Origin of the sequence: Pseudomonas syringae, from assembly GCF_002157375.1 — a bacterium.
Taxonomy (GTDB): domain Bacteria; phylum Pseudomonadota; class Gammaproteobacteria; order Pseudomonadales; family Pseudomonadaceae; genus Aquipseudomonas; species Aquipseudomonas syringae_T.
This window is the reverse complement of sequence record NZ_MTSA01000003.1, coordinates 148957-170476: the sequence shown is the minus strand read 5'-3', so window position 1 is coordinate 170476 and position 21520 is coordinate 148957. Positions and strand designations below refer to the sequence as shown.

General features: G+C 60.0%; 22 protein-coding genes. 18 read left to right on the top strand and 4 right to left on the bottom strand.

Going from position 1 to position 21520, the window contains the following annotated elements; genetic code table 11:
• Nucleotides 1–16 precede the first annotated feature (16 nt).
• Entirely contained in the window at nucleotides 17–1132 is a 1116-nt protein-coding gene (locus BW686_RS04295; protein WP_084914587.1) for a decarboxylase, read from the bottom strand.
• A gap of 561 nt (nucleotides 1133–1693) precedes the next feature.
• Here BW686_RS04295 and BW686_RS04290 point away from each other — a divergent pair.
• The 16 genes from BW686_RS04290 to BW686_RS04215 are packed head-to-tail and all read left to right on the top strand — an operon-like array spanning nucleotide 1694 to nucleotide 17460.
• On the top strand, nucleotides 1694–2764 hold the full coding sequence (locus BW686_RS04290) for a DUF6001 family protein (RefSeq protein ID WP_084914585.1): 1071 nt from the start codon (nucleotides 1694–1696) through the stop codon (nucleotides 2762–2764).
• On the top strand, nucleotides 2761–3318 hold the full coding sequence (locus tag BW686_RS04285) for a DUF6031 family protein (RefSeq protein ID WP_084914582.1): 558 nt from the start codon (nucleotides 2761–2763) through the stop codon (nucleotides 3316–3318). Before BW686_RS04290 ends, BW686_RS04285 begins: the two co-directional genes overlap by 4 nt.
• Nucleotides 3315–4574 carry an aspartate aminotransferase family protein gene (locus BW686_RS04280; protein ID WP_084914578.1) on the top strand — a complete coding sequence of 420 codons (1260 nt, stop codon included), beginning with the start codon at nucleotides 3315–3317 and terminating at the stop codon, nucleotides 4572–4574. The genes BW686_RS04285 and BW686_RS04280 overlap by 4 nt, the downstream gene beginning before the upstream one ends.
• 12 nt (nucleotides 4575–4586) lie before the next feature.
• Nucleotides 4587–5054: a type II toxin-antitoxin system RatA family toxin gene (locus tag BW686_RS04275; protein WP_084914572.1), complete on the top strand. Its 468-nt coding sequence runs from the start codon at nucleotides 4587–4589 to the stop codon at nucleotides 5052–5054.
• A 1-nt stretch (nucleotide 5055) separates the two neighbouring features.
• Nucleotides 5056–6165, top strand: a complete 1110-nt coding sequence (locus tag BW686_RS04270; RefSeq protein ID WP_084914569.1) for an SDR family oxidoreductase — start codon at nucleotides 5056–5058, stop codon at nucleotides 6163–6165.
• A gap of 35 nt (nucleotides 6166–6200) precedes the next feature.
• A complete protein-coding gene (locus BW686_RS04265) occupies nucleotides 6201–7217 on the top strand; it encodes a fatty acid desaturase family protein (RefSeq protein ID WP_084914567.1) in 1017 nt (338 codons plus the stop codon).
• Between the two features lie 3 nt (nucleotides 7218–7220).
• Nucleotides 7221–7733 carry a dCTP deaminase gene (locus BW686_RS04260; protein WP_084914565.1) on the top strand — a complete coding sequence of 171 codons (513 nt, stop codon included), beginning with the start codon at nucleotides 7221–7223 and terminating at the stop codon, nucleotides 7731–7733.
• 2 nt (nucleotides 7734–7735) lie between these two features.
• Nucleotides 7736–8353 carry a dCTP deaminase gene (gene dcd / locus BW686_RS04255; RefSeq protein WP_084914562.1) on the top strand — a complete coding sequence of 206 codons (618 nt, stop codon included), beginning with the start codon at nucleotides 7736–7738 and terminating at the stop codon, nucleotides 8351–8353.
• A 47-nt stretch (nucleotides 8354–8400) separates the two neighbouring features.
• Complete coding sequence (locus BW686_RS04250) at nucleotides 8401–10293, top strand: PEP/pyruvate-binding domain-containing protein (RefSeq protein ID WP_084914560.1); 1893 nt, start codon at nucleotides 8401–8403, stop codon at nucleotides 10291–10293.
• A complete protein-coding gene (locus tag BW686_RS04245; protein ID WP_084914558.1) occupies nucleotides 10290–11468 on the top strand; it encodes a hypothetical protein in 1179 nt (392 codons plus the stop codon). Before BW686_RS04250 ends, BW686_RS04245 begins: the two co-directional genes overlap by 4 nt.
• 24 nt (nucleotides 11469–11492) lie before the next feature.
• Nucleotides 11493–12629 carry a hypothetical protein gene (locus tag BW686_RS04240; protein ID WP_084914556.1) on the top strand — a complete coding sequence of 379 codons (1137 nt, stop codon included), beginning with the start codon at nucleotides 11493–11495 and terminating at the stop codon, nucleotides 12627–12629.
• Complete coding sequence (locus tag BW686_RS04235; RefSeq protein WP_084914554.1) at nucleotides 12626–13675, top strand: hypothetical protein; 1050 nt, start codon at nucleotides 12626–12628, stop codon at nucleotides 13673–13675. The genes BW686_RS04240 and BW686_RS04235 overlap by 4 nt, the downstream gene beginning before the upstream one ends.
• A gap of 12 nt (nucleotides 13676–13687) precedes the next feature.
• Nucleotides 13688–14275, top strand: coding sequence for a dephospho-CoA kinase (locus BW686_RS04230; protein ID WP_084914551.1), 588 nt, complete (start codon nucleotides 13688–13690; stop codon nucleotides 14273–14275).
• Nucleotides 14272–15852 carry a hypothetical protein gene (locus tag BW686_RS04225; RefSeq protein ID WP_084914549.1) on the top strand — a complete coding sequence of 527 codons (1581 nt, stop codon included), beginning with the start codon at nucleotides 14272–14274 and terminating at the stop codon, nucleotides 15850–15852. The genes BW686_RS04230 and BW686_RS04225 overlap by 4 nt, the downstream gene beginning before the upstream one ends.
• Before the next feature lie 39 nt (nucleotides 15853–15891).
• Nucleotides 15892–16689: a TIGR01458 family HAD-type hydrolase gene (locus BW686_RS04220; protein ID WP_084914547.1), complete on the top strand. Its 798-nt coding sequence runs from the start codon at nucleotides 15892–15894 to the stop codon at nucleotides 16687–16689.
• A 30-nt stretch (nucleotides 16690–16719) separates the two neighbouring features.
• Nucleotides 16720–17460 (top strand): GntR family transcriptional regulator, encoded by a 741-nt coding sequence (locus BW686_RS04215; protein WP_084914545.1) that lies wholly within the window; start codon nucleotides 16720–16722, stop codon nucleotides 17458–17460.
• Between the two features lie 25 nt (nucleotides 17461–17485).
• On the opposite strand, the gene BW686_RS04210 is transcribed toward BW686_RS04215, so the two are convergent.
• Nucleotides 17486–17908 carry a DoxX family protein gene (locus BW686_RS04210; RefSeq protein ID WP_084914542.1) on the bottom strand — a complete coding sequence of 141 codons (423 nt, stop codon included), beginning with the start codon at nucleotides 17906–17908 and terminating at the stop codon, nucleotides 17486–17488.
• Between the two features lie 66 nt (nucleotides 17909–17974).
• Nucleotides 17975–18349: a PA0061/PA0062 family lipoprotein gene (locus BW686_RS26010; RefSeq protein ID WP_143514146.1), complete on the bottom strand. Its 375-nt coding sequence runs from the start codon at nucleotides 18347–18349 to the stop codon at nucleotides 17975–17977.
• Nucleotides 18350–18525: 176 nt separating this feature from the next.
• On the opposite strand from BW686_RS26010, the gene BW686_RS04200 reads away from it, so the two are divergent.
• Together BW686_RS04200 and BW686_RS04195 are read left to right on the top strand one after the other, a co-directional pair.
• Complete coding sequence (locus BW686_RS04200; protein WP_084914536.1) at nucleotides 18526–19206, top strand: response regulator; 681 nt, start codon at nucleotides 18526–18528, stop codon at nucleotides 19204–19206.
• Nucleotides 19196–20533: an ATP-binding protein gene (locus BW686_RS04195; protein WP_084914533.1), complete on the top strand. Its 1338-nt coding sequence runs from the start codon at nucleotides 19196–19198 to the stop codon at nucleotides 20531–20533. The genes BW686_RS04200 and BW686_RS04195 overlap by 11 nt, the downstream gene beginning before the upstream one ends.
• A gap of 61 nt (nucleotides 20534–20594) precedes the next feature.
• On the opposite strand, the gene BW686_RS04190 is transcribed toward BW686_RS04195, so the two are convergent.
• Nucleotides 20595–21491 carry a LysR family transcriptional regulator gene (locus tag BW686_RS04190; RefSeq protein ID WP_084914531.1) on the bottom strand — a complete coding sequence of 299 codons (897 nt, stop codon included), beginning with the start codon at nucleotides 21489–21491 and terminating at the stop codon, nucleotides 20595–20597.
• Nucleotides 21492–21520 lie beyond the last annotated feature (29 nt).

Sequence of the window (21520 nt, the reverse complement as noted above, 5' to 3'; positions counted from 1 at the left end):
ACCGTTTTTTTAGGGTTCAGGAGGCGAGCGAGATGATCTGATCAGCGTAGAAACCGTTGAACGGGGTGCGTAGCGACACGGAGTAAGCCCCGGTCGACTGGAATTCCAGCCAGTCGCCTTCTCTGATATCGCTGGGGAATGAATAAGGAAAGGCCAGCCGATCCATGCTGTCGCAGGTGGGGCCGAATACCTGATAAGTGTCTTGCGATTGACCCTCATAAGGGGCGTCGTCACGCCAGACACGCGCAGGGAACTGCAGCCATTGCTGGGCCGAGAGCAGCCCGCCGAAGATGCCCGCACCGCAGAAAACAGTGTGCTCGCGCCTTGACAGCACTCGGGCAAACAGCGACATGCCGCCGTGGACCAGGCCACGGCCTGCTTCGCAGATCAGGTTCAGGTCCTTCAATGCCGGGCTGCTCTGGATGTGGTCGCAGACCCTGCCGACCAGCGCGGGCGTGTCACCCATCGAGTTCAGGTAATTGCCGGGAAATCCTCCGCCGATGTCCAGATGCCTGATGTGCTGAGCGGTGTCGCGCACAATCGACTCGGCATCGTTGAGGGCGGTCAGCCAGGGGCCTGTTTCGATCGCCTGAGAACCCACATGAAATGACAGTCCCAACGACCAGTCAGTGACCGAGGCCACCTGGTGGACGAGCTGCGTCGCCCGTTCAGGGCTTGCGCCGAACTTGCCCCTCAGGTCATACACTGCGTTGGATTCAGACGGGGCATAGCGGACGAACAGCGTGATCGAGCTGTCGCGCTCAGGCAGCACGTCACGCATCTTGGCAAGCTCCTCGGCACTGTCGAGTACGAATGAGCGCACGCCATACCGGTAATAGGCTTCCTTGAGGCAGTGCCGGGACTTGACCGGGTTCATGAGGTACTGAACCGGTTTGTCCAGCGTGTCGTGTACGGTTGCGACCTCTGCCAGCGAGGCCACATCAAAATGATTGATACCGCCCTTGTTCAAGGCTTCGAGCACCTGCACCAGGGGATTGGCTTTCATTGCGTATAGCACGGTGCCAGGAAAACGCTCGCTGAACTGCCGCGCGTTTTGCGTAATCCAGCGCTGGTCAACGGTATAGAAAGTGTCGCTGGTCTCATCATTCAATTGCGCAATAAGTGTATCCACGTTGAACTTCCTGGCGGTGGGGATGTAAGGGCTGTGCAGCAAGCTTCATGCCAGTGGTCTTGTAAGTCCGGGGGCTTATTCAATGAACGGCAACGGGTAAACATGTATACAAGATGCACCACCAAAAAAGGGCATCTGTTTAATGTTCGGTTCAGGGTGGTGCGGGCTATCGTTGTTCTGAACATTGTTTCAATAGATAGCGTTTTGCTACATGTATTTATCTTTCTTTGTAATCAATAAATACGTGGGTGCCACTGTCGGAATACATGTCGACTTGCATGCTTATAAGAAAGACCTTCCATTTCATGGGTTTGACGAATTTACTCGTGTGTTGAGGTCTGTTTTTTTCTGTGTGTCAATTGCGCGCAATGCGCATTTTCAAGCGAGGTGGCACGGCACTTGCTGAAGGCTTGATAGTGCCTTTATGCGTATTAGCCACTGCACTCACGTCTTGTGTTAATGACGAAATGATAATGTTTATCAAAGGACCAGATGGTGCCTGTTCGGGTCGCCGACGGCAGGTGCAGGGACGTCAGCGTTATCAAGAGGAAGATTATTTAAATGGATTATCGTGCTTTTTATCTTAATAACGCCCGGCAGTTTCTAACTGCACGCCAGCTCTCGTTTGAGGCGCTGGACGGTGTAGTAGGGCGGCAGTATGCGCAGGCGCATTTGACGCTGATGACCAGTTCGCCCGTCCACGGAATTGCCAACTCGGCCAGCGACATAGATTTGATCTGTGTGACGCACGACCGGGAATCCGATCAGTCGATGGCCTCGCAGATTTACCACAATGAACACCACATGGAGGTGGTTGCGTTCGCCCGAGAGGAAGTTGAGGCCTCCCTGCTACAGCTGACCCGGGTCGCTGAACAGGGCACCGCACAACAACTGTCTGCGTTCAAACAGTGGGATAAGCAACAACCCGTGTCGCGCAAGTACCTGGAACGTCTGGTGTGCGCGGTATCGACCGACCCCTCCTTGCCTTACCTGGACAGCCAGAAGAGTTTGAGTACGGTCTGGTCCGTTTCGGCGTTCGATGACTACCGTCAGAGCGCCTGTTTCTCTGCGCTGGCCTGGCGCAGCGGCGAGTACCGCGCGGCGGCCGCCTACGCCTGCAACGCCGCACTGTTTCTCATGAATGCGATTCTCGCCCGCCACGGCTGGGTCAACTCCAACCGTAAATGGACGTTACTGCGCTGGCACAAGGCGCTGCACACCCACGGCATCGTGATCCCCGACAGCCTGACCAACGCCGTCGAGCAACTCTGGCAGCGCGCCTATCCGGCCTGCCGCAGCGGGTTGCAGGGGCCGGACTTGATGCATTTGTGCGAGTTGACGCTGCTCGCCGAACACTCCTTTGCCTATGAGGCCGACTACGCCGTACTCAGCCCGCGCATCGAACGCTCCACCGCCAGCGCTTTTCTGCCAGGTATAGAAGTGGTCATCAACGCCGCGCGCCGCGCGACGCTTTTACCCACCCTTGCTCTACCGGAGGCGTTCAACACCCGCCCGATCGACCTTGCCGAACAGCCTCACGATATGGCTGCCTGCCTGTTGCGTGCTGCACGCGCAGGGCTGATCAGTTTCTCACTCAAGGATCACCACCCGATGCAGGGAGCACACGCATGAATGCCCATTCCGAACACGCATCCGGGCGTCGGTGGTTTCCGCGCCTTGGGGGTGGTTACAGCTACGCCGCAGGGGATCACGTGGAAAAACTGATCGCGGTGGCCTGGCTGCTGATGACCGAACTCGAAGCGTATCTGGAGGACCTTGAAGGTGCGACCGGAGAACCCCGGGTCGTCCACGCGCTGAGAATCAAGCTGGCGGAGCTGATGGTGGATATCGATTGTCGTCTGGCGGGTGCCGATACCCCGAATGAGTTGCACCAGTTCGCCTTGTTCGCGGAGTACGGCCTTTCGGACGTGATCGCCCATTCCGGGGAAACCGCCATCGACTGGCTGGGTATCCCGACCGATGTCACGGCTGACTGCGAAGACGACGCCGGCCGGCTGATCGACCTGTTCAAGGAAGTCCTGAATGCCTTCCCCGGCAAGCTGTTCAACCCGCTGTTGCCAGGCACTCAGGGCCAGGTCCTGCGGACCTTGCGTGACTGGGACAGATCCTGCCGCCTTGCCGGCCGCGACGCCGCTTTTCTGGCTCCCTTGATGAGGTCCCTATGAACAGTCCTGTCCTGCCCGAATCCGCTGCACAGGTGCCTGCGCGCAAATCATCGTTCGTCGAGCGTTACGGCGCGGTGTTTGGCCGCGAGCAAGGCCTGATGTTGCGCATGGCCGGGCTGACCGCCGCCGAGCAATCGGCGGATGGCTCCTGGATAACCGACGACACCGGCCGCCGCTGGCTGGACTTCGGTTCTTTCGGCCTGCACCTGTTGGGGCACCGCCACCCTGTCGTGGTGGCTGCACTCACGCGGCAAGTGGCTTCACTCGGCCTTTCCAGCCGCATTCTGGCCAACGAGCCTGGTGTGAGTGCCGCAGAGCGTCTGGCCGCGAGCGTCGGCCGACCCGGTAACGGTGTGCTTTACGGCAACAGCGGTTCGGAGGTGATCGAAGCCGCCCTCAAACTGGTGCGCATGCAAACCGGCAAACGCCGGGTCATTGCGCTGAAATACGCCTATCACGGCCGCACCAGCGGCGCGCTTGCAATCAGTTACGGCTACCGCGGGCATGCTGCGCTGATGCACGCCGAGGATGTTGTATTCATTGATGCAGGCGATCTCGACGCGGCACGCGAAACGCTGGCCGAAGGTGACATCGCTGCGGTGATCGCCGAGCCGGTTCAGGGGGAAGGCGGAATCCGGCCTCTGGACATGCGTTTTCTGAGCGACCTTGCAGGGCTGTGCCGTGAGCACGGCGCGTTCATGATCCACGATGAGATTCAATCGGGGCTGGGGCGTAGCGGGGCGCTGGTGTGCGGAGCGCCTGCCGACATCATCGTGTTCGGCAAGACGCTGGGTGGCGGCGTGTTTCCCGTGGCGGCGGCCATCTACGACAGCCGTCAGTTCGGCGCTCCGGCCCGAGACCCCGTCGTTCATGCATCGTCCTACGCGGGCAGCGCCCTGGCCGGGGCGGTGGTCAATGCGGTGCTGGATGTCGTCGGCGATCCCGCCTTCTGCGAACGCGTCAACGCGCTGGGGCAGATCGCGATGAACATCCTGCGCAGCCGGTTGCAGGACTGCCCGGCCGTGGCCGAAGTCCGCGGCAGCGGTTTGATGATCGGTGTCGAATTCACCTCCAGCCAGTACGTGGCCCAAACCCTGATCGAGGCTGCGCACCGCAACGTGCTGGTTGCTTTCTGCCTGAGCGCGACTCAGGTCCTGCGGGTCTATCCCGACGCAACCATCTCCAGAATTGACCTCGAACAGGGCATCAACAGCTTCTGTGATGCCATCGACGCTGCTTATCTTTCAATCCAGTGACGGAGAATTTCTATGCCTGACGTATCGACCAGCGTACTTCTAGGTGACTTCGAGCCAAGCGAAGTGTGGCCCATTCTCTCGGACTTCGCCCGCTATCCCGACTTCATGAGTGACGTTCTTGACGTGACGGTTCACCCGCGACAAAGCGAATATGTTTCCAGCACCTGGCGCGTGCTGATCAACGGCAGTGAGCTGACCTGGACCGAGCAGGACTGGCTGGTGCCACAGGAGCGCATCGAGTTCAAACAGACCGATGGCGACCTGGAGGTGTGGTATGGCGAGTGGTTGCTGGTGCAGCGCGAAGACGGTCTGCATGTGGACCTGAACGTGACGTTCGACCTCGGCATTCCATCGCTGGCCGAGGTGTTGCACCCCATCGGCGAGCGCGCCATTCGCGCCAACAACATTCAGATGCTGGACGGAATACGCAGCCAGTTGCTTGCGCGTCGTCATCAGAAGGTTGCGGCAGGAGGCTGCTGACATGCGCTCGACACTGATCATCACCGGGGCCAGCGGCGCGCTGGGCTCCTGGTTCGTTCGAACCTGGCTGAGTCAACAACCTGACTCGCATGTCATTGCCCTGTGCCGTTCCGAACAGGCGGCCAAAGGATGCCTGCAAGACCTGCCGGAAAGCAGTCGCCCGCGGCTGGAGTGTCGGATCGCCGACCTGACCGATGCTGCATCGCTCACCGCGCTGGCGGCCAGTCTGCCGGTCATCGAGCGGGCGACGGCGGTCCACCTCGCCGCCGATGTCGCGTGGGACAAAACCTTTGAAGAGATGCAGGCGCTGAATGTCGAGGGCGCGCAGCTGTTCTGCGGTTTCGTCCGGACGCTGGTGCGTCAGCCCCATTTCATCTACGTGTCGACGGCCTTCACTCGCTGCGAAAACTGGAATTACCGCAACGGCTACGAAGAAAGCAAGGCGGCTGCGGAGCGCGGATTGCGCAAGGCCTATGGCGAGCAGATGCCTATTTCAGTGTTCAGTTGCAGCCTGGTGATCGGCGCCACCCGCGACGGCGCAATCAGCCGCTTTCACGGGCTGTACCCGCTGATTCGCTTCATCAATTCATTCTCGCCGCCGTTTCTGGTGGGCAACCGCGAAGGGCTGTTCGATCTGGTGCCTATTGACTGGGTGGTTGACGAACTGGTCCATCTGGTCAGCCATTGCGTGGCGGGCGGGGCGCCGCGTGACGTGGTGGCTTCGGCAGGGGACGCGCGGCTGCCCTATGAACAGGTCATCCGCATCATTGAGTCGCGTGTCGATCATGCGCGCCAGGCGTTCGGGATTGCGCCATTGATCCCGGCACCGATCCTGCGCAGCCGACAGTGGGCATTCCTCAAGCGCTCTCTGGTTGCATGGCGTCCGGAAGGCATTTCGACCCGGGATTTTCGCTATTTCGAGCGGCTGTTGCAGATCTATGGCGTTTACGCGGAAAGCGACTTGGTCAGGCCGCCGCTGAATACCCGGCGCTCGGCGCCCCGTGCAGAAGAGTTTTTACCCAAGGCCGTGGATTACTGGCTGGCCCATGCACCCGATGCACGGATCAGCCTCGACAGGCTGGCCGCGAAATCCGCGGCAATGCCCGGTTAAGAGGGCCCTTTCAACGATTGAACGGGAGATGAAACATGGTGAAGACAATCGAACTCGACGCAATGGACAGTGGCGCTTACGACAGACGGGCCGAGCGGGCGACGCTGGCACGGCATCACCAGCAATTGACCACTGACCTCAAACAGCTCAGCGGCTGGCGGCAGGGCGGGCAGATAGGGTGGCAGTGGGCCGTGATCGTTGCGGCCATTGCGGCGGCCGAGTTGACCGATTCGACGCTGGTGTGCCTGTTGGCAATGCTGGTCATCGCCACCCGTCAGCACGCGCTGCTGGTCCTCATGCACGACGCCGCACATGTATTGATCAGCCGTGACAAACGGCGCAATGACCTGATTTCCAGCGTGTTTCTGACGTTCCCTCTGACATTGAGCACGTCACGCTATCGGGCGCACCACATTGCCCATCACAAACACCTCAACACCGCAGACGATCCGGATTACGCAGACGCGTTCGCGCCGCCGAGCTCCGGGCAGTTCTGGCAGGCTCTGCTGCGCGATATCAGCGGGCTGTCGACCCTGCAGTCGCTGCGCACGATGGACAGCTTCAGCGTGGTCGGTCTGTTCACTACGCCGTTGCCGTCGAACCGCACCGAACGTCGCCAAGCGCTGGTCTTTTATGCCTGCGCACTGGCGCTTGTTGCCGCGTTTCATGCCTGGGTCGGCGTGTTGCTGTACTGGCTTGCGCCGCTGGTGTTCTTTCTGCCTCCGATCCTGCGGATCCGCAGCCTGTCGGAACACGCCGGGCTTTCTACCCGGCACGTCACCCGCGACGCACGCAGTATCAGCCCCGGCTGGCTGGAGCGAATGCTGTTCGCGCCCTGCAACATCAATCGGCACTGGGAACATCACCTGTTTCAGCAAGTCCCCAGCTATTACTTGGGAACGCTGTCCCGGCGTCTTGCGCACCATTTGCCGGGTTCGGCTGCCGCCCGCAACACGCAGGGCTACCTGCTGGGCGCGCGTTGCATGCTGGCCGAACTGTATGGCGCCAACGGACGGGCACGCTCAGTGGCGTCTCTGGATCAGGAGGCCTGACCCATGATGCTGACCGGTTCTGAAATCGTGAAAATGCGTGAAGTGGGCAGTGTCGTCATAGAGCCCTTCGACCCCGTCCATGTGGAGGTCAACTCCTACGGGTGTCACCTGGCCGATTTGCTGCTGGAGTACCGCAGTGACCGCATCGATCCTCACGGGGAACTGGAGGTGATCGAACACCGTATTCCGCCTGAAGGGTTTGTGCTGTACCCCCATCGTTTCTACCTGGGCGCCACGGCCGAACAGATCGGCGGTATCGACTTCGCCAGTGAGCTGTACGCCAACGTGTCGACAGCGTCCTGTGGCGTTTTCATTCAGACCAGCGCACCGCTGGGCCATACCGGTGCGGCGATCAGCTGGACGCTGGAGATCGTCGTCACTCAACCCGTGCGCGTGTACGCCGGGACCAAGGTTGCCAAGGTCTGTTTCTGGGCCAACTTCGGGCTGACCACCTGTTATGCGGGACGCTACTTGGGTTCCAAGAGCACCGTGCCCTCGAAAATCATTCTGGATTAACCATGATACTGACCGGCAGTGAAATCGAAAATCGTGTGCGTTCGGGTGAAATCATCATCAGCCCTTTCTCCCATGAGAACGTGAACCCCAACAGTTACAACTTCCGCCTGCATGACCAGATGAAAGTCTATGAAGACGACGTGATCGATGTGCGCACCGAAGCGTCGACGCGAACCATCGACATCGGCCCGGAAGGTTACGAACTCCAGCCGATGAAGCTTTACCTGGCCTCGACCATCGAGACCATGGGCAGCACACATTTTGTTCCCACCTATGCAGCGCGTTCCTCGATTGCGCGGCTGGGAATGTTCATCAACCTCTCTGCGCCGCTGGGTGATATCGGCTTTGTCGGCCGCTGGACCTTGCAGCTGTATGCCCTGAACCGTATTCGCGTCTACCCCGGCATGAACATCGGGCAAATGATGTTCTGGAACGTGAAAGGTGACATCGAGTTGTATGCCGGGAAATACCAGGGGGCAACCGAGGCCTTCGCGTCACGGATTTTCATGGATTTCAAAAACACACCTTGCCCGCCGCCCGGCGCGCCTGTGCATGCACCGTTCCCCGGTATGGCGGCACTTGAGGCACTCGATCTGGCACCGGACTCTCTGGCCAGTTGAGCGACCCGATTCATCCCAGACATTTTCATTGATAGCGGGAGGCCGTCATGTCCAGTAAATACACCACCCTGCAAAGCCTTGCCCACACCTTGCCGGTGCCGGCCCTCAGCGCGCTGGGCGACGCTGATTACTGCGTACTGTGGAAAGACTTTGCAGCCCGTAAGCAGGCCATCGAAGACACGCTGAAAACCGTGCGGATCACCGCAGGCGCCTTTCTCGACGAACACATGGACAGAATTGCCCGGCTGGCCGAATTCGACTGGAGCGATGCAGCCGACGACCACATTGAGGCGCTGCTGGCAAACACGGGTTTCGATGAGGCCACGGAACTTGCCGTGCGTTCGTCGGCGAACATAGAGGACGGCACCCAGCACAGTTTTGCGGGCATCTTTGCCACTCACCTGTCAGTGCAGGGCGTACAGGCGGTCAAGGCCGCCGTACGGGATGTCTGGCGTTCCGGGGTGTCGCGTCAGGCCATTCTGGAGCGCCTTCGCGCGTCGATGCTGGAAACGCCGGTGGAGATGACCGTGATCGTGCAGCGCATGGTCAAGGCACGCTTCGCAGGCGTTGCCTTCAGCCACGATCCGCTGACCGGCGAAGCCACCACACTGATCGAAACCGTTGCTTCGCTGGGCGAAGCGATGGTCTCCGGCGTCGACAAGGGGATGTCGGCGCGGGTCAGTGATCAGCACGTCGATTGCGCACCCGAGCTGGAGCCGCACAAGGCACTGCTGCTGGAGGTCGCAGCGCTGGCTGCACAGGCTTCGGCGGCGCTGGGCACGGCAGCCGACATCGAATGGGCCGTTGACGAGCATCAGCTCTGGCTGCTGCAGGCCAGGCCGGTGACCAGCCTGCGTGAAGCGCGCAGCCTTGAACCGGTGCTGGAATGCGTCGAACTCTACCTCGCCAGCGACGATGCCCTCATGGACTTTCGTCCGTTGCCGGCCTTTGCGCAGTACTTTCGCAGCAAACGTCGACCGCTGGCCCTGTTTGCTCATGCCAATGAGGTCTCGGCGGGTCAGGCATTGCTGATCAAAGCCAATCGCCAGGGGCTGAGTGAGCCTGCAATGAATCAGGCGCTGCTCGACAGGCTGAAGACGAGCCAGGTCGTGCTGGATTTCTCTGATCAGGTTCGCCAGCAGATTCTCGAAAGAGGGGCGCTGCTGGAGCGGCTGCTGGAACTCAGCGATGAACGCGTCGTGTGTTTTGTGGTGCGCGAGTTCCTGAAAGGCGAGACAGGGCTGATTACTCAGGCCTGCGATGACGGCTCCACCACATGCGAATGGTCCCCGGAAGGTCTGCTGGCAATCAATCGCGGTATCGCCAGAACCAGCCGCGCGCGGCTTGCGACCCAAGACCCGGCCGGACCTGCCGATGCGCAGCGTCTGCACCGCATCACCCACGCCGCCAGCGAATTGCTGGGCTCGGTTCAACTGGAATGGGTGAGGGTGGGCGAACAGTTGCACCTGATCGATTTCTCGCCGTTATCCACGTTTGTGCAGGTCGGGGACGCGACCGAAATTCGCCTGATTTCGCCGGGTTATGCCGACGGGCCGACAGTGGTGGTCACGGCGGGGCGAAATATGGAGGAACTGAGTATTTCGGCCACCGTATCGATCAACTCGATCCCCACTTCGCAATCGCTCGGCGCAGAACTGGAGGCGCTTGAGCAGCAACTGCGGGCGCACGACGGGCAGGCCATCGTGGTATCGCCGCGCCCCTACGCAGCGCTGGCCGCCTTGCTGCCTTTCGCCCGCGGGTTTGTCTTCGAACAGGCGTCGATGCTGTGCCACCTCTCGATTCTGCTGCGTGAGCATGGCGTGCCTGCCGTCGAGTCCGAAGCACTGTATCGGCAGGGGCTTGCCGGGCAACGAATCACTTTCAGTCAGAGCGCGCGAGCGCCTGCCCACGACGTCAACGAAGTACGGGAGCTCCAATGATGACGGACATATCACTGCTGTTTTTCGATCCGCACATCCTCAACGGCAATATCGATGCAGCCCTGGTGGCGATTGTCGACACCGAGGCCGCCCAGGCACGCTACGCCGACAACGGGCTGTTCATCCCCAGCGGCACGCTACAGGCGCACTGGCTTTCCAATGCGCATCACACGCAAGTGCCAATGCCGATGAAGGACTTCGATTTTCAAGTGTTCAGCGCCGCACAGCGCAGGCGCACTCAGGACAGCCGCTCACGCATGCACGTCATGGACCCGACCCATCATCGGCGGCCCTCCGATCAGGCACTGCTGGCGACGCTTGCGGTGGTTCACCGGCGCAACACTTGCAGCGTCTATCACTACGTTCATGAGGGCGAAGCGGGCGCATTGTTTCTGCACCTGCTGGACGTCGAACCGGTCGAGCGTACGTCCTGGCGTGCCTGGCAGCGCCTGGCCAGGACCTGCGCTGTGCAGGCCGCTCTGTCACAGCCGATCCTCAGCGATGACTGCTGGTACGTACGCTGGCGTCCGGAGATGGAGCTGGAGCGCAAGTTCACCTCGTTCCAGATACCCGACATGTGGCAATTGTCCACGGCCATGCACAAGGCGTTTGGCGAGGGGGCTTTTCAGGATCTGATCCTGGAAATCGACCGTGACTTTCAGACCTACGATTACGAGTCACACATTTTCGAAGTGACCGGCGAACCGTCCGAAACCGGTTACATCTCGTTTATCCCGCAAGCCGACGGGCTGATGGCGGTCAAGCGCAAGTGGTTTCTCGAAAACGCCGAGCTTCGGCGTGAAGACTTCAACACCGATCAGCCGGTGGCTTTCGCCGACATCGAGGCCCACGCCCGCTCCATGACCCCGGCACACCTGCGTCGACTGAAACCGTTCAGGCGCACGCGCATTGATATCAACTTCGAATCATTGAGAACGGGTAACGGGTTTGGCGCCTATTTCGATGTCTGCCGCATGGTGGACGGCAGTGCGGAATTTGCCCAGGTCGAAGTCGAGTATTGCCGCAGCAGAACGTTGCACACGCTGCGCGAAGTTGAAGAGGACTTTGAAACGGTCTCCAACGTGATGCGTGACTTTCTGGCCGGACAAGGCTTGCCGTTTCAGCAGGACCTTTACTCGAAACTCGATTTTGCCCGTGAGGCAAGTCGGCTTTGAACTCGATTTGCCGGAGAGATGACCATGCCACAATCCACTGATATGCAGACGGCGATCCTGTTCGGTAGCTGGAAGATCCGTCATCAGGAACCCCTTGAACCGGGCGACCTCGCCCTATACGCGATTCCCGCCGACACGGCGTTAATGGGCGAATTGACGGCTGTCGCCGACCTGCGCGGTCGTTATCGCACGCTCGCTCGCTGGAGTGCTGACGGCACGCTGCGGCGCGCCGATCTGGACGAAGTGGACTGCCACAACCTGTCCGGCGCAGCCATTCCGCTGGCGATCATCACGCTACAGGGTGATCACGTGCAGATCAGTCATTTGCTGAATCGCATTGACGTGCATCGCTCACTGTTTGTGCAACCTCCGCTGGAGATCGATCAGCCACGGGGCTCATCGAATCTGGCGCAGGTAGTGCGAGAGGCATTCGAGCGCAACCACTTGGCGATCAACAACTGGGAGTGTCGTTACAGCACCACGGCGCAACCTTATGTCGAGTCGTTCGAACTGGCCCCGGACAGCCACGCGCGGGTGCTGGGTGAGGCGTGGTTCGACGCCGGTTTTGGCCCGGCAATGGCGCCGTTCACCCGTCAGTGTGGGGATGAATTTCAGCTATGGGACCATCACGTGACGGCTGCCCGCGCCGAAGACGGGGGTTATGTGTGGATGGAGCACTGCACCCGGAAACGCAAACTGGCCGTCAACGAACCGCTGGTGCAAGTGTTTCGCAGTGCGCCCGGCAGTCTGTCGGCCACGCGCCAGGAGCTTTCGCTGGGCTCGCCCGCGCTTGAAGCAATGGCCATGAGCACTGACAGCACGTTGCAGGCACTTGGCGAATACCGGCGCTACGCCTTCAGTTGCCCGTGTGAATCCGTGGAGAGCGGCAATCTGTTTATGGTCTCGTTCGAGACCTGTACGCCACTGGCTCCTGAACCGGGAAATACGTCGGGGTACACGACCCGTGGTGAAGTGCGCTTTCTCAAGTCACGCGGCGCTGTCCATCACGACGTGATCATTGCCGATCTGCGCAGGCTGATGATGCACCTGCACGCCTTTCTGGACGATCGTCGCCTTGAAAGCTGGCCAATGACCGACCGTTTTGCCTTTCTGCACTCGCCATCGCCTTTCACCACCCAACGGGAGAGCCTGTACTCATGAGCAGTCGTTATCTATGCAATGGACGTTATCGCCTTGAGCTGAACGATCAGGCCTCGGGTTCTGCACTCGCTCAGCGGTTACGGGTCTTTCTGGCGCCTTATTTTGCCGACGTCAACGATGACGGTCATACCCCCGTGGACCTGAGCGTGCGCTTGCACGACAGCGCCGCCTTCCGAGACGAATGGGTCAGGCTTTGCGTGACACCTGAAGTCATCCGCGACACCTACGCCCCCGGTTTTACCTTGCGCGTACTGCGTGGTCACGACCCGCTGACCGGTCTGGATCACGCCTGGGACCCGGACACCCGAGTGGGCTACCGGATCGACCGTGCTCGCCGTGACGTCGAGTTCTACGGCGATGACAATGCGTTCATTCATCTGATCGAGCTGGTGCGCTATTTCGGGCTGCTGGTGGAGCAGGCCAAGGGCAGCGTGATCATGCATGCGTCCGCCGTTGTCGGGAAAGACGGCGGCATTGTCGCCATCGGCGGGGCCAAGGGCGCAGGCAAGACCACCACCATGCTGGACCTGGTGCTGTCCGAGGACTACCTGTATTTCTCCGGCGACAAGTTGTTGCTGGATGTTGTCGAGGGACGGGTTCGCGCCCGAGGCTGGCCCGATTACCCGCATGTCGGCGTGGGCACCTTGCGCACCCACCCCGAGCTGGCTAAACGTCTTGACCTCGCCTCGGTGGCCGACGATCTGTCGATCGCCAACACCGAGAAGCGCCTGTGCAAGCCGGAAACCATGCGCGCTGCGCTCAAGGCCAGCCCTGAAGGCTGCGGCTGGCTGACGACGGTGATGCTGCCCAACGTGAGCGCGCGCGGGGCGTTGCAGGTATACGCCCCCGCGCGCGACGCGGTTCTTGAGCAGATCCATTCACCGACGCTGTTCGAATGGCCCCATCGTTTCATCACCTCGACCTGGCACAGCATGATCGACCCGGGCACGCTGAGCGACACCGTGCCGGCGGAAATCGTTGAGGGGCTGCTCAAGGTGCAGTGGCAAAACCGCGTCGGCGTGGCCCGCGAACTGATCAGTGCCTGACAAGGAGGTCTCATGAACCCGTTTTCTCAGGTCCGCCTGGCGCTGGTTGCCCCCAGTGGTTCGGGCAAGAGCACCACGGCCCAGCTGTTGCGCACGTATTTCGAGGGCGAAGGCCTGACGGTAGAGGTCATCAAGCTGGCCCAGCCTCTTTATGACCTGCAACAGGCGTTTTACCAGCATGCCGGCGTGGCGTTGCTGCCCGGTATGCAGAATCAGTGTCTGCTGGAAGGCATAGCACGAGACCTGCGGACATTGAACAGCCATTCGCTGGTCGCAAGCTTTGCCCGGCGATTGACCCAATCCACCGCTCAGGTCGTGATCAACGATGACCTTCGCGACGATGCAATCGACTGGCCTTACCTGCGTACCGAAGGTTTTCAGGTGGTCAAGATCCTTGTCGATCATGCCTTGCGTCAGTCGCGGCTGGGGCAGCGGGGCGACGTCAGCGTGGTGGAAAACAGCGCGCTGGATCTACAGACCCATCGCATCAAGGCCGATTACGTGCTGCCCAATAACAGCTCGCTGGATCAGCTCGAGCAGCGTGTCGCGGTGGTGGCGCAGTGGGCAATGCACGGCCCTCAGTGTCGGCGGGTCTCATGAAAGGTCCGGACCCGTTGATATGGCTGTTGATCGATGGGCTGTCCTGGGAGCTGGTGAACCGCTATCGGTCGAGAAACGCGGCGCAGGATTGCGCGCTGCAATGGCCTTTCTATCCCTTGGCGCCGCTGTCGCCCAATTGCCAGACGCCGCCCTCGCTGTTTTCGATTTTCAGCGGTACGCAGGTCAGCGAGCACGGCTTGACGGGCTATCTCATGCCCGCTCCGGTGCCACACAACCCGCTGGCAACGGCGGGGGCTTTTCAGGTCTGGCCGCGCCATATCGACATGGTCTGGGACGAATGGGCGCGTGAGGGCATCACCTTTCGCCTGTGCGCCCTGCCTTTCGTCCAGCCCGACCGGCTTGGCGCCGCAATGGTTGGTCAAAGCAGCGTGTATCAGGGGTTATCGGTACGCCCTGAAGTGATCGAAATGGGCGGTGAACTGCGCATCGAGGCGCTGGGCGTGAAGGGCCGGGTCAGCCCGCGAAAAGGCGGTGCAACGATTGTCTGGCCTGATGGCGCACACCGCGCGCCTTGCGGGTTGCCGCTGGGCCGCTCGGTGCATCTGCCGCTGGAGGGGCCGGGCAACGTCTGTAACGCCATCGCTTTACGCGCCGTGTGCATAGAAGGGCGAATTGCGGTAGTCAGTTTCGGCTACCGCGAAGTGCAGACGCTGGATTACCGGGCGGATGTTCATAAAGCCTATATCGCCAATGACCTCACGTGCCTTTACCGCGCCGGGCAGTTGGGCAAGCGGCTGGACGAAGGCGGGCAGGGCGCGGCCGAATGGCTTTTGCTGGAGCTGATGCGCGAAATGCACAAGAGCTTCTGTAACGACATTGTCGGTGCAATCGCTGCACGCGATGTGCATCGGGTGATCGGCTATTACCCGGTGGTCGACCTGCTTTCGCATCACTGGCTGAAGTACCTCGATCCGCAATGGGCTTGCCCGGTCATGCAGCAGACCGGGCAGCGCTTGTTCGATGAATTACTGACCTGGGTCGATGAGCTGATCGTGCGCTGTATCGATGCCGCGGGTGTTCCGGTGCAGTGCATCGCCCACTCGGATCACGGCATGGCGGCGGTCCATCATGATCTGTACCCCAACGCCTTTTTCGAAGCATGCGGCTGGCTGGTTTATGACCCTGAAGGCTGGCCGGATCTGCAAAAGAGCGCGGCTGTCTTTCATCCCGCCGACAACGGCCTGCTGCTGTTCAACCAGCAGCGGCTGGCTCGCTTGGGGCTCGACCCGTGTTCGCTGACCGAAGCCTGGCGGCAGAGCCTTGCCGAGTGTTTTCGGGACAACTGGACAATGTTCGAGCATTCGAACGGTCAGGCGTTTGCCGACGGGTGGAGCGGTTCGCATTATTGGCAAGCGCCTCGCGGCGCCCGGCTGCTGTCTGCACGTTCAGAGCACCGTGCGCGGACCAGCCGTAAAGGAGGCGACCACACGGTATGCGCCAGCGACCCCTGGCTGCGCGGCGTATTGCTGGATGCGAGCAGCACGCCGTTGCCGCCGCCTCCCGGAAACACCTTCACGTTACCCGACATTCGTCAGTGGCTGACAGCCAGGTCCTGAGCCGGGCCATACCTCTTTTCAACAACTGGGAGCCTGTCCATGCGTTTTGAAAGTCTGCTCTTGGATATCGATGGAACACTCATGCTCAAGGGGCAGCCATTGCCCGGAGCGGCCGAGGCGTTGAACTTCGCCCGAGCCGAAGGGCTAAAGCTGCAATTACTCACCAACACCACCGCCAAAATGCCGGAAGTGCTGGCCGACGAGCTTTGTCAGGCAGGCATTGAAGTGTCCGCCGATGAAATTCAGACCGCCACCACGGCCTGTGTGGGGTACTTGAAGCAGCATCCGCAGCTCAAATGCCACCTTCTTGTTCCGGACTCGGTCAGGGGCGCCTTCAGCAAGGTCATCACAGACGATGTAGCGCCCGACGTGGTGGTGATCAGCGATATCGGCGAAGCATTCGATTACGCCGCGTTGAATCGCTGCTTTCGGATGTTGCGAGGGGGCGCGCGTCTGATTGCGCTGCAAAAAAACCTGTTCTGGTTCGATCACGATGGCGAACGCCTCGATTGCGGCGCGTTCATCGTGGGTCTGGAGGCTGCTGCACGGGTCGAAGCCCTGGTGATGGGCAAACCGTCAGCGGTGTTTTTCGAAGCGGCTCTGCGCACGCTTGATACCTGCGCAGAGCGAACCCTGGTAATTGGCGACGATGTGCTGACCGACTGCGCGGGCGCCAAGGCGGTGGGCGCCAGCAGTCTGCTGGTGCGTACCGGAAAATATGACCTGTCGCTTCTGCAGGCCCATCAACACAACGTGGATGCGGTGATCGACAGCCTCGCGGATTTCCCGCGCTGGTGGCTGTCCACCCAAGCATCAGGCAGTCACGGCCAAGCCTGAAAGTCACTCGATTACAAGGACGAATCACCCATGATGGCAACGTATGTCAGAAAGTCGAAAGAGCGCCCTGAAAACATATCCGAGCGAATTTATGCGCAGCTCAAGGAGGACATTACCGAGTTTCGTCTGGTTCCGGGCGAGCGATTTACCGAAGGCGAGGTGGCCGAACGTGTTCACGCCAGCCGCACACCGGTCAGACAGGCGTTATTCCGGCTGGAGCACGAAGGTTACGTGCAGGTTTACTACCGCAGTGGCTGGCAAGTATGCCCCTTCGATCCCCATCATTTCGAGGAGCTGTACGACGTTCGTGTCGTGCTCGAACTGGCCGCGCTGGCCCGGCTCGGCGTGATGGACCTGAGCCGGGATCCGTTGATTACCGAACTCACGCGCACCTGGCTGGTGCCGGAGAACGAACGCCTGAGAGACATCGACATTCTGGCCGGGCTTGGCGAGCGCTTTCACTGCGCACTGGTTGAAGCCGTCGGCAACAGGGAAATGGCCCGCATGCACCTCGAAATCACTGAAAAGACCCGGACCATTCGCCGCCTTGAGTTCAGCACTTCAAGGATAGACGCCACCTATGAAGAGCATGCCAGCATTCTTTGCGCCTTGCTGGAACGCAGACCGGATCAGGCCCAGCAATTGCTGGAGGCGCATGTGGAATGCAACAAGGAAGAAACGCGACGGGCCACTCAGCATATTTTGCGCAGGGCGCGTCATTATGCCGAGAAGAACGGGGAGCCGTTCAGCCTGCGTGCGCAATCGCAATAAGCGATGGCTACAGGGGTGCCGGGCTTCAATCGTTCAAGGCCCGCCGCTTGACGGGCCTTTTGAATGTCGCATCGAGGCTGAGCGCGCCAGGGCCGGTCACCATGACCTGAATCAGGCCGCCACAGATCGCAACGTTCTTCAGGAAACTGGTCAGTTGAGCTTTTTCGGCGAAATGCTTGTGAAAAATCAGCGCAGTGACCAGCGTGAAAACAGCCATCACGGCCGCCGCCGCTTTCGTTCGGAAACCCACCACGAGTGCAGCGGCTAGCCCCAGCTCCACGAACACCGCGCCGATGTAAGCGAATACGGAGAGGGGGAGGCCAGCGCTCTCGATATAATTCAGGGTCGCTTCAGGCGCCATAAGTTTGCCCAGTCCGCTGTACAGGAATAACAGGCTGAGCAATACACGGGCGGCCAGCGCCAGGCAGTCTTCTTTGGCTGTTTGCATCGGTATAAACCTTTTGAATGAGCGGTGAGGCGTGTGTTTTTAGTTGAGGTGTCGCGGAGAAGAACGTTATATCTGAATGTCTTTGATCACTGTGCCGGTTTCATCCAGCAGCCTGAGGTCATGGCTGAGGGTATTGTCCGTCAGCACCAGGCGATAACGTTTATCAGGCTGGAAGTTGTCAACATCAACCTTCACAAAATCACTGCGGGTCGAGTCCCCATGGAGTTCGGTCAGCACCAGTAATTCAAGTGTGTGGCGGCCCGATGTCACCTTGAAGTAACGCCCGTCATCGACTGTGCTACCATCCACTCGCTCGGCCAGCAGCGTATTCCCAGTGTCGGCAGACAGATAAATAACGCTGGATGCCTTATCCGGTTCGGGGATAACAGCAGCGCAACCGGACACCGTGAGCAGCAGGGTAATAACAGACAGGGTTTTCATCAGGGTCACCAAAGTGTGGGTGTCGAAAGAGTCAGTTCATCATGTCGACCCATCATTAAGTGATCATTAAGGTGTTGCTGATGACGGCCGTGAGTATTAATAAGTGGCTGCTGTCGGGTAACTTAATGTTCCCTTAATCCCAAAAGATTACCCTGTTTCAATTTGCGGGAAGCAGCATGCGCGTATTACTGGTTGAAGATGACAGACTGATCGCCGAAGGCGTGATTGCCGGCCTGGGCGCGCAAGGTTTTAGTGTCGAGCACGTCCTGCATGCTGCCGGCGCAGAGGCCATGTTGCTGGTCGCGCAGTTCGAGGTCATGATTCTTGATCTCGGCCTGCCGGACAAAGACGGTTTGACGCTGCTTCGCCTGTTGCGCGAGCGTTCATTTCATCTGCCGGTGCTTATCCTCACCGCCCGTGACTCTATCGCTGACCGGGTGGCCGGCTTGCAGGCTGGCGCTGACGACTACCTGCTCAAGCCTTTCGACCTCAGAGAACTGGCCGCCCGCCTGCACACGCTGCATCGCCGCTTCCTGGGCCGGAGCAGCAACCTCATCCAGCATGGCAGCCTTGGCATCGACCCTACCACCGGGGAAGCTTTTCTCGCTGGCAAGCCGGTCGATCTTTCTCGAAAAGAGCAGTCCTTGCTCAAGGCATTGCTGGACAGCAAGGGGCGGATTGTAACTACCGATCAGCTCAAGGATGCGCTGTATGGTTTTGCGGACGACGTGGAAAGCAATGCGCTCAACGTGCATATACATAACGTGCGCCGCAAACTGGGCAATAGCATTGTGCAGACGGTGCGGGGGCTGGGGTATCGAATAGGCTCGGTGGCGGATGAATCAGATGAGTCTTAGATCGCGGTTGACGCTGATACTGGGTGCCAGCTTCATCGTGCTGTGGACACTGGCTGCCGCCTGGATGCTGTGTGACCTGCAACGTAATGTGAGCCAGTCATTCGACGAGCGACTGGCGGCTTCCGCGCGACTGGTCATCAGCCTTATTCCTTCCTCGCCTGCCGCCATTCGAAAGTTCGACCTGCTGAACGCCGAGCGATCAGAGGCTGCCAAGTCCGTACTGTCGAACGGCATGGCCTGCCAGGTAACCTCACTCAGAGGCGAGATATTCGTCCAGAGCCACAATGCCCCCGGTCAGACGCTGGGTGCGTTGGGGGAGGGGTATCACAATCAAGTGGTCAACGGCGTCGAGTGGAGAACCTTCACGCTTGAAATCGAAGGCGTGCGGATCAGCACCGCCGACCGGGTCGATCAACGCAAAACGCTCAAATATTCCATCCTGTTTGCCGCTGCCGTACCGGTGCTGGTGTCCCTGATGGGCAGTCTGATTCTCCTCTGGATAGGCGTCGGCAAAGGGCTTGAGCCTCTTTCGCGTATCAAGGATGCGCTGGTTCGGCGTAACGCAGATTGCCTGGATCCCCTCGACATCGGCAAGCTGCCCGCCGAACTCAAGTTGCTGGTCGACTCTCAGAACGGCCTGTTGGCGCGTATAGCTGAAGCGATCGAGCGTGAGCGCAGGCTCACCGGCGATGCGGCTCACGAATTACGCAGCCCGCTGACCGCCATCAAGACTCATATTCAGGTGGCTCAACTGACCGAAGGTGAGGTTGCACAAAACGCGATGCGCAAAGCAGAAGAAGGCGCCGATCGTCTACAGCGCATTCTGGAACAACTGCTTCTGCTGGCCAGGGTTGAGGGCCGGCTGTCATTCGAAGACGGACAGTCCACCCTGCCGGGTGACGTAGCGAAGCAGGCACTGGCTGACTCGGCTCAGCAGGGCTCCGTCGTGCTGGTTATCCAGAAAGAGGTGGAGTCATTGCCGCTCAACGTGCCGGCGGTCCTTGCGACGGCTGCCCTGCGAAATCTGATAGACAACGCACTACGGCACACCCGACCGGACACCAAGGTCGACCTGACGATATCCCGAGATGGAAACGGGGTCAGTTTTCGCGTCAGAGACAGGGGCTATGGTGTTTCTGCTACCGAACTGACCGACCTCACCAAGCGCTTCTGGCACAAGGGGCATGCAGGCGGGAGTGGGTTAGGGCTGGCAATCGTTGAAGCGATCATCGTGAATGGCAGCGGCACGCTCTCGTTCAGCAACCTGATTGACGGTTTCGAGGCCGTCATGAAACTGCCCTTGGCCGGAAACCGGAAGGCGAGCTAGCCAAAGCGTTGCGTCAATGACCGCAGCACTCAGTCGCGCGGATCAAGCGTTTTGCGGGTGTTTATGGCGCGCGGTAACGCAATGCTTCCAGCAACAGCGCAAAGGCGGGCGATGCCTGCCGCCTGCTCGGGTAGTAGAGATGAAACCCGGCGAAGGTCGGTGACCAGTCCTCCAGCACCTGAACAAGGCGTCCGGCATCAATGTGCTCGGCCACCAGATCGTGGGGAATGTAGCTCAGCCCGAAACCGTCGAGTGCAGCGTCCAGCAGCGGGTAGACACCGTTGAACGTGACCTGGCCCGTGACACGGACGTTCAGGGTTTCACCGTCTTTGGCGAATTCCCATGCGTACAGCCCGCCGTTGGTGGGCAAGCGCAGGTTATTGCAGCGATGCGCCGTGAGGTCTCTCGGGGTAACGGGTCTTGTACGCCCTGCGAAGTAGGCGGGTGAGCCCACCACTGAAAGGCGCATGTCCGGGCCGATCCGGGTGGCAATCATGCCATCCGCCACGGCCTCGCCCAGACGAACCCCCGCATCGAACCCCTCGGCGGCGATGTCGACGAAACTGTAGTCGCAACACACTTCAACGCTGATGTCCGGGTACTTGGGCATAAAGGTGTTGAGCACTGGCCGGATGATCAGGTCCAGCGAGTGATCCATCGCATTGATGCGCAGCTTGCCAGTCGGGGTGTCGCGCAAATCGCTGAGACCGGCCAGCTCGATTTCGATTTCATCGAAGCGCGGGCCGACCCTCTGAATCAGTCGTTCGCCTGCCTCCGTGGGCGAGACGCTGCGAGTGGTGCGGGTCAGCAGGCGCAGACCCAGACGTGATTCCAGGCTGCGAATGGTATGGCTCAGGGCTGATTGAGACACGCCAAGGCGAGCCGCCGCCTTGGTAAAACTTCGCTCTTTGGCAACCGCCAGAAAAGCGAGCAGGTCCGTGGCATTTTCCCGAAGCATTAATGAGCCCAGCCTATAAGTGTTTTCAA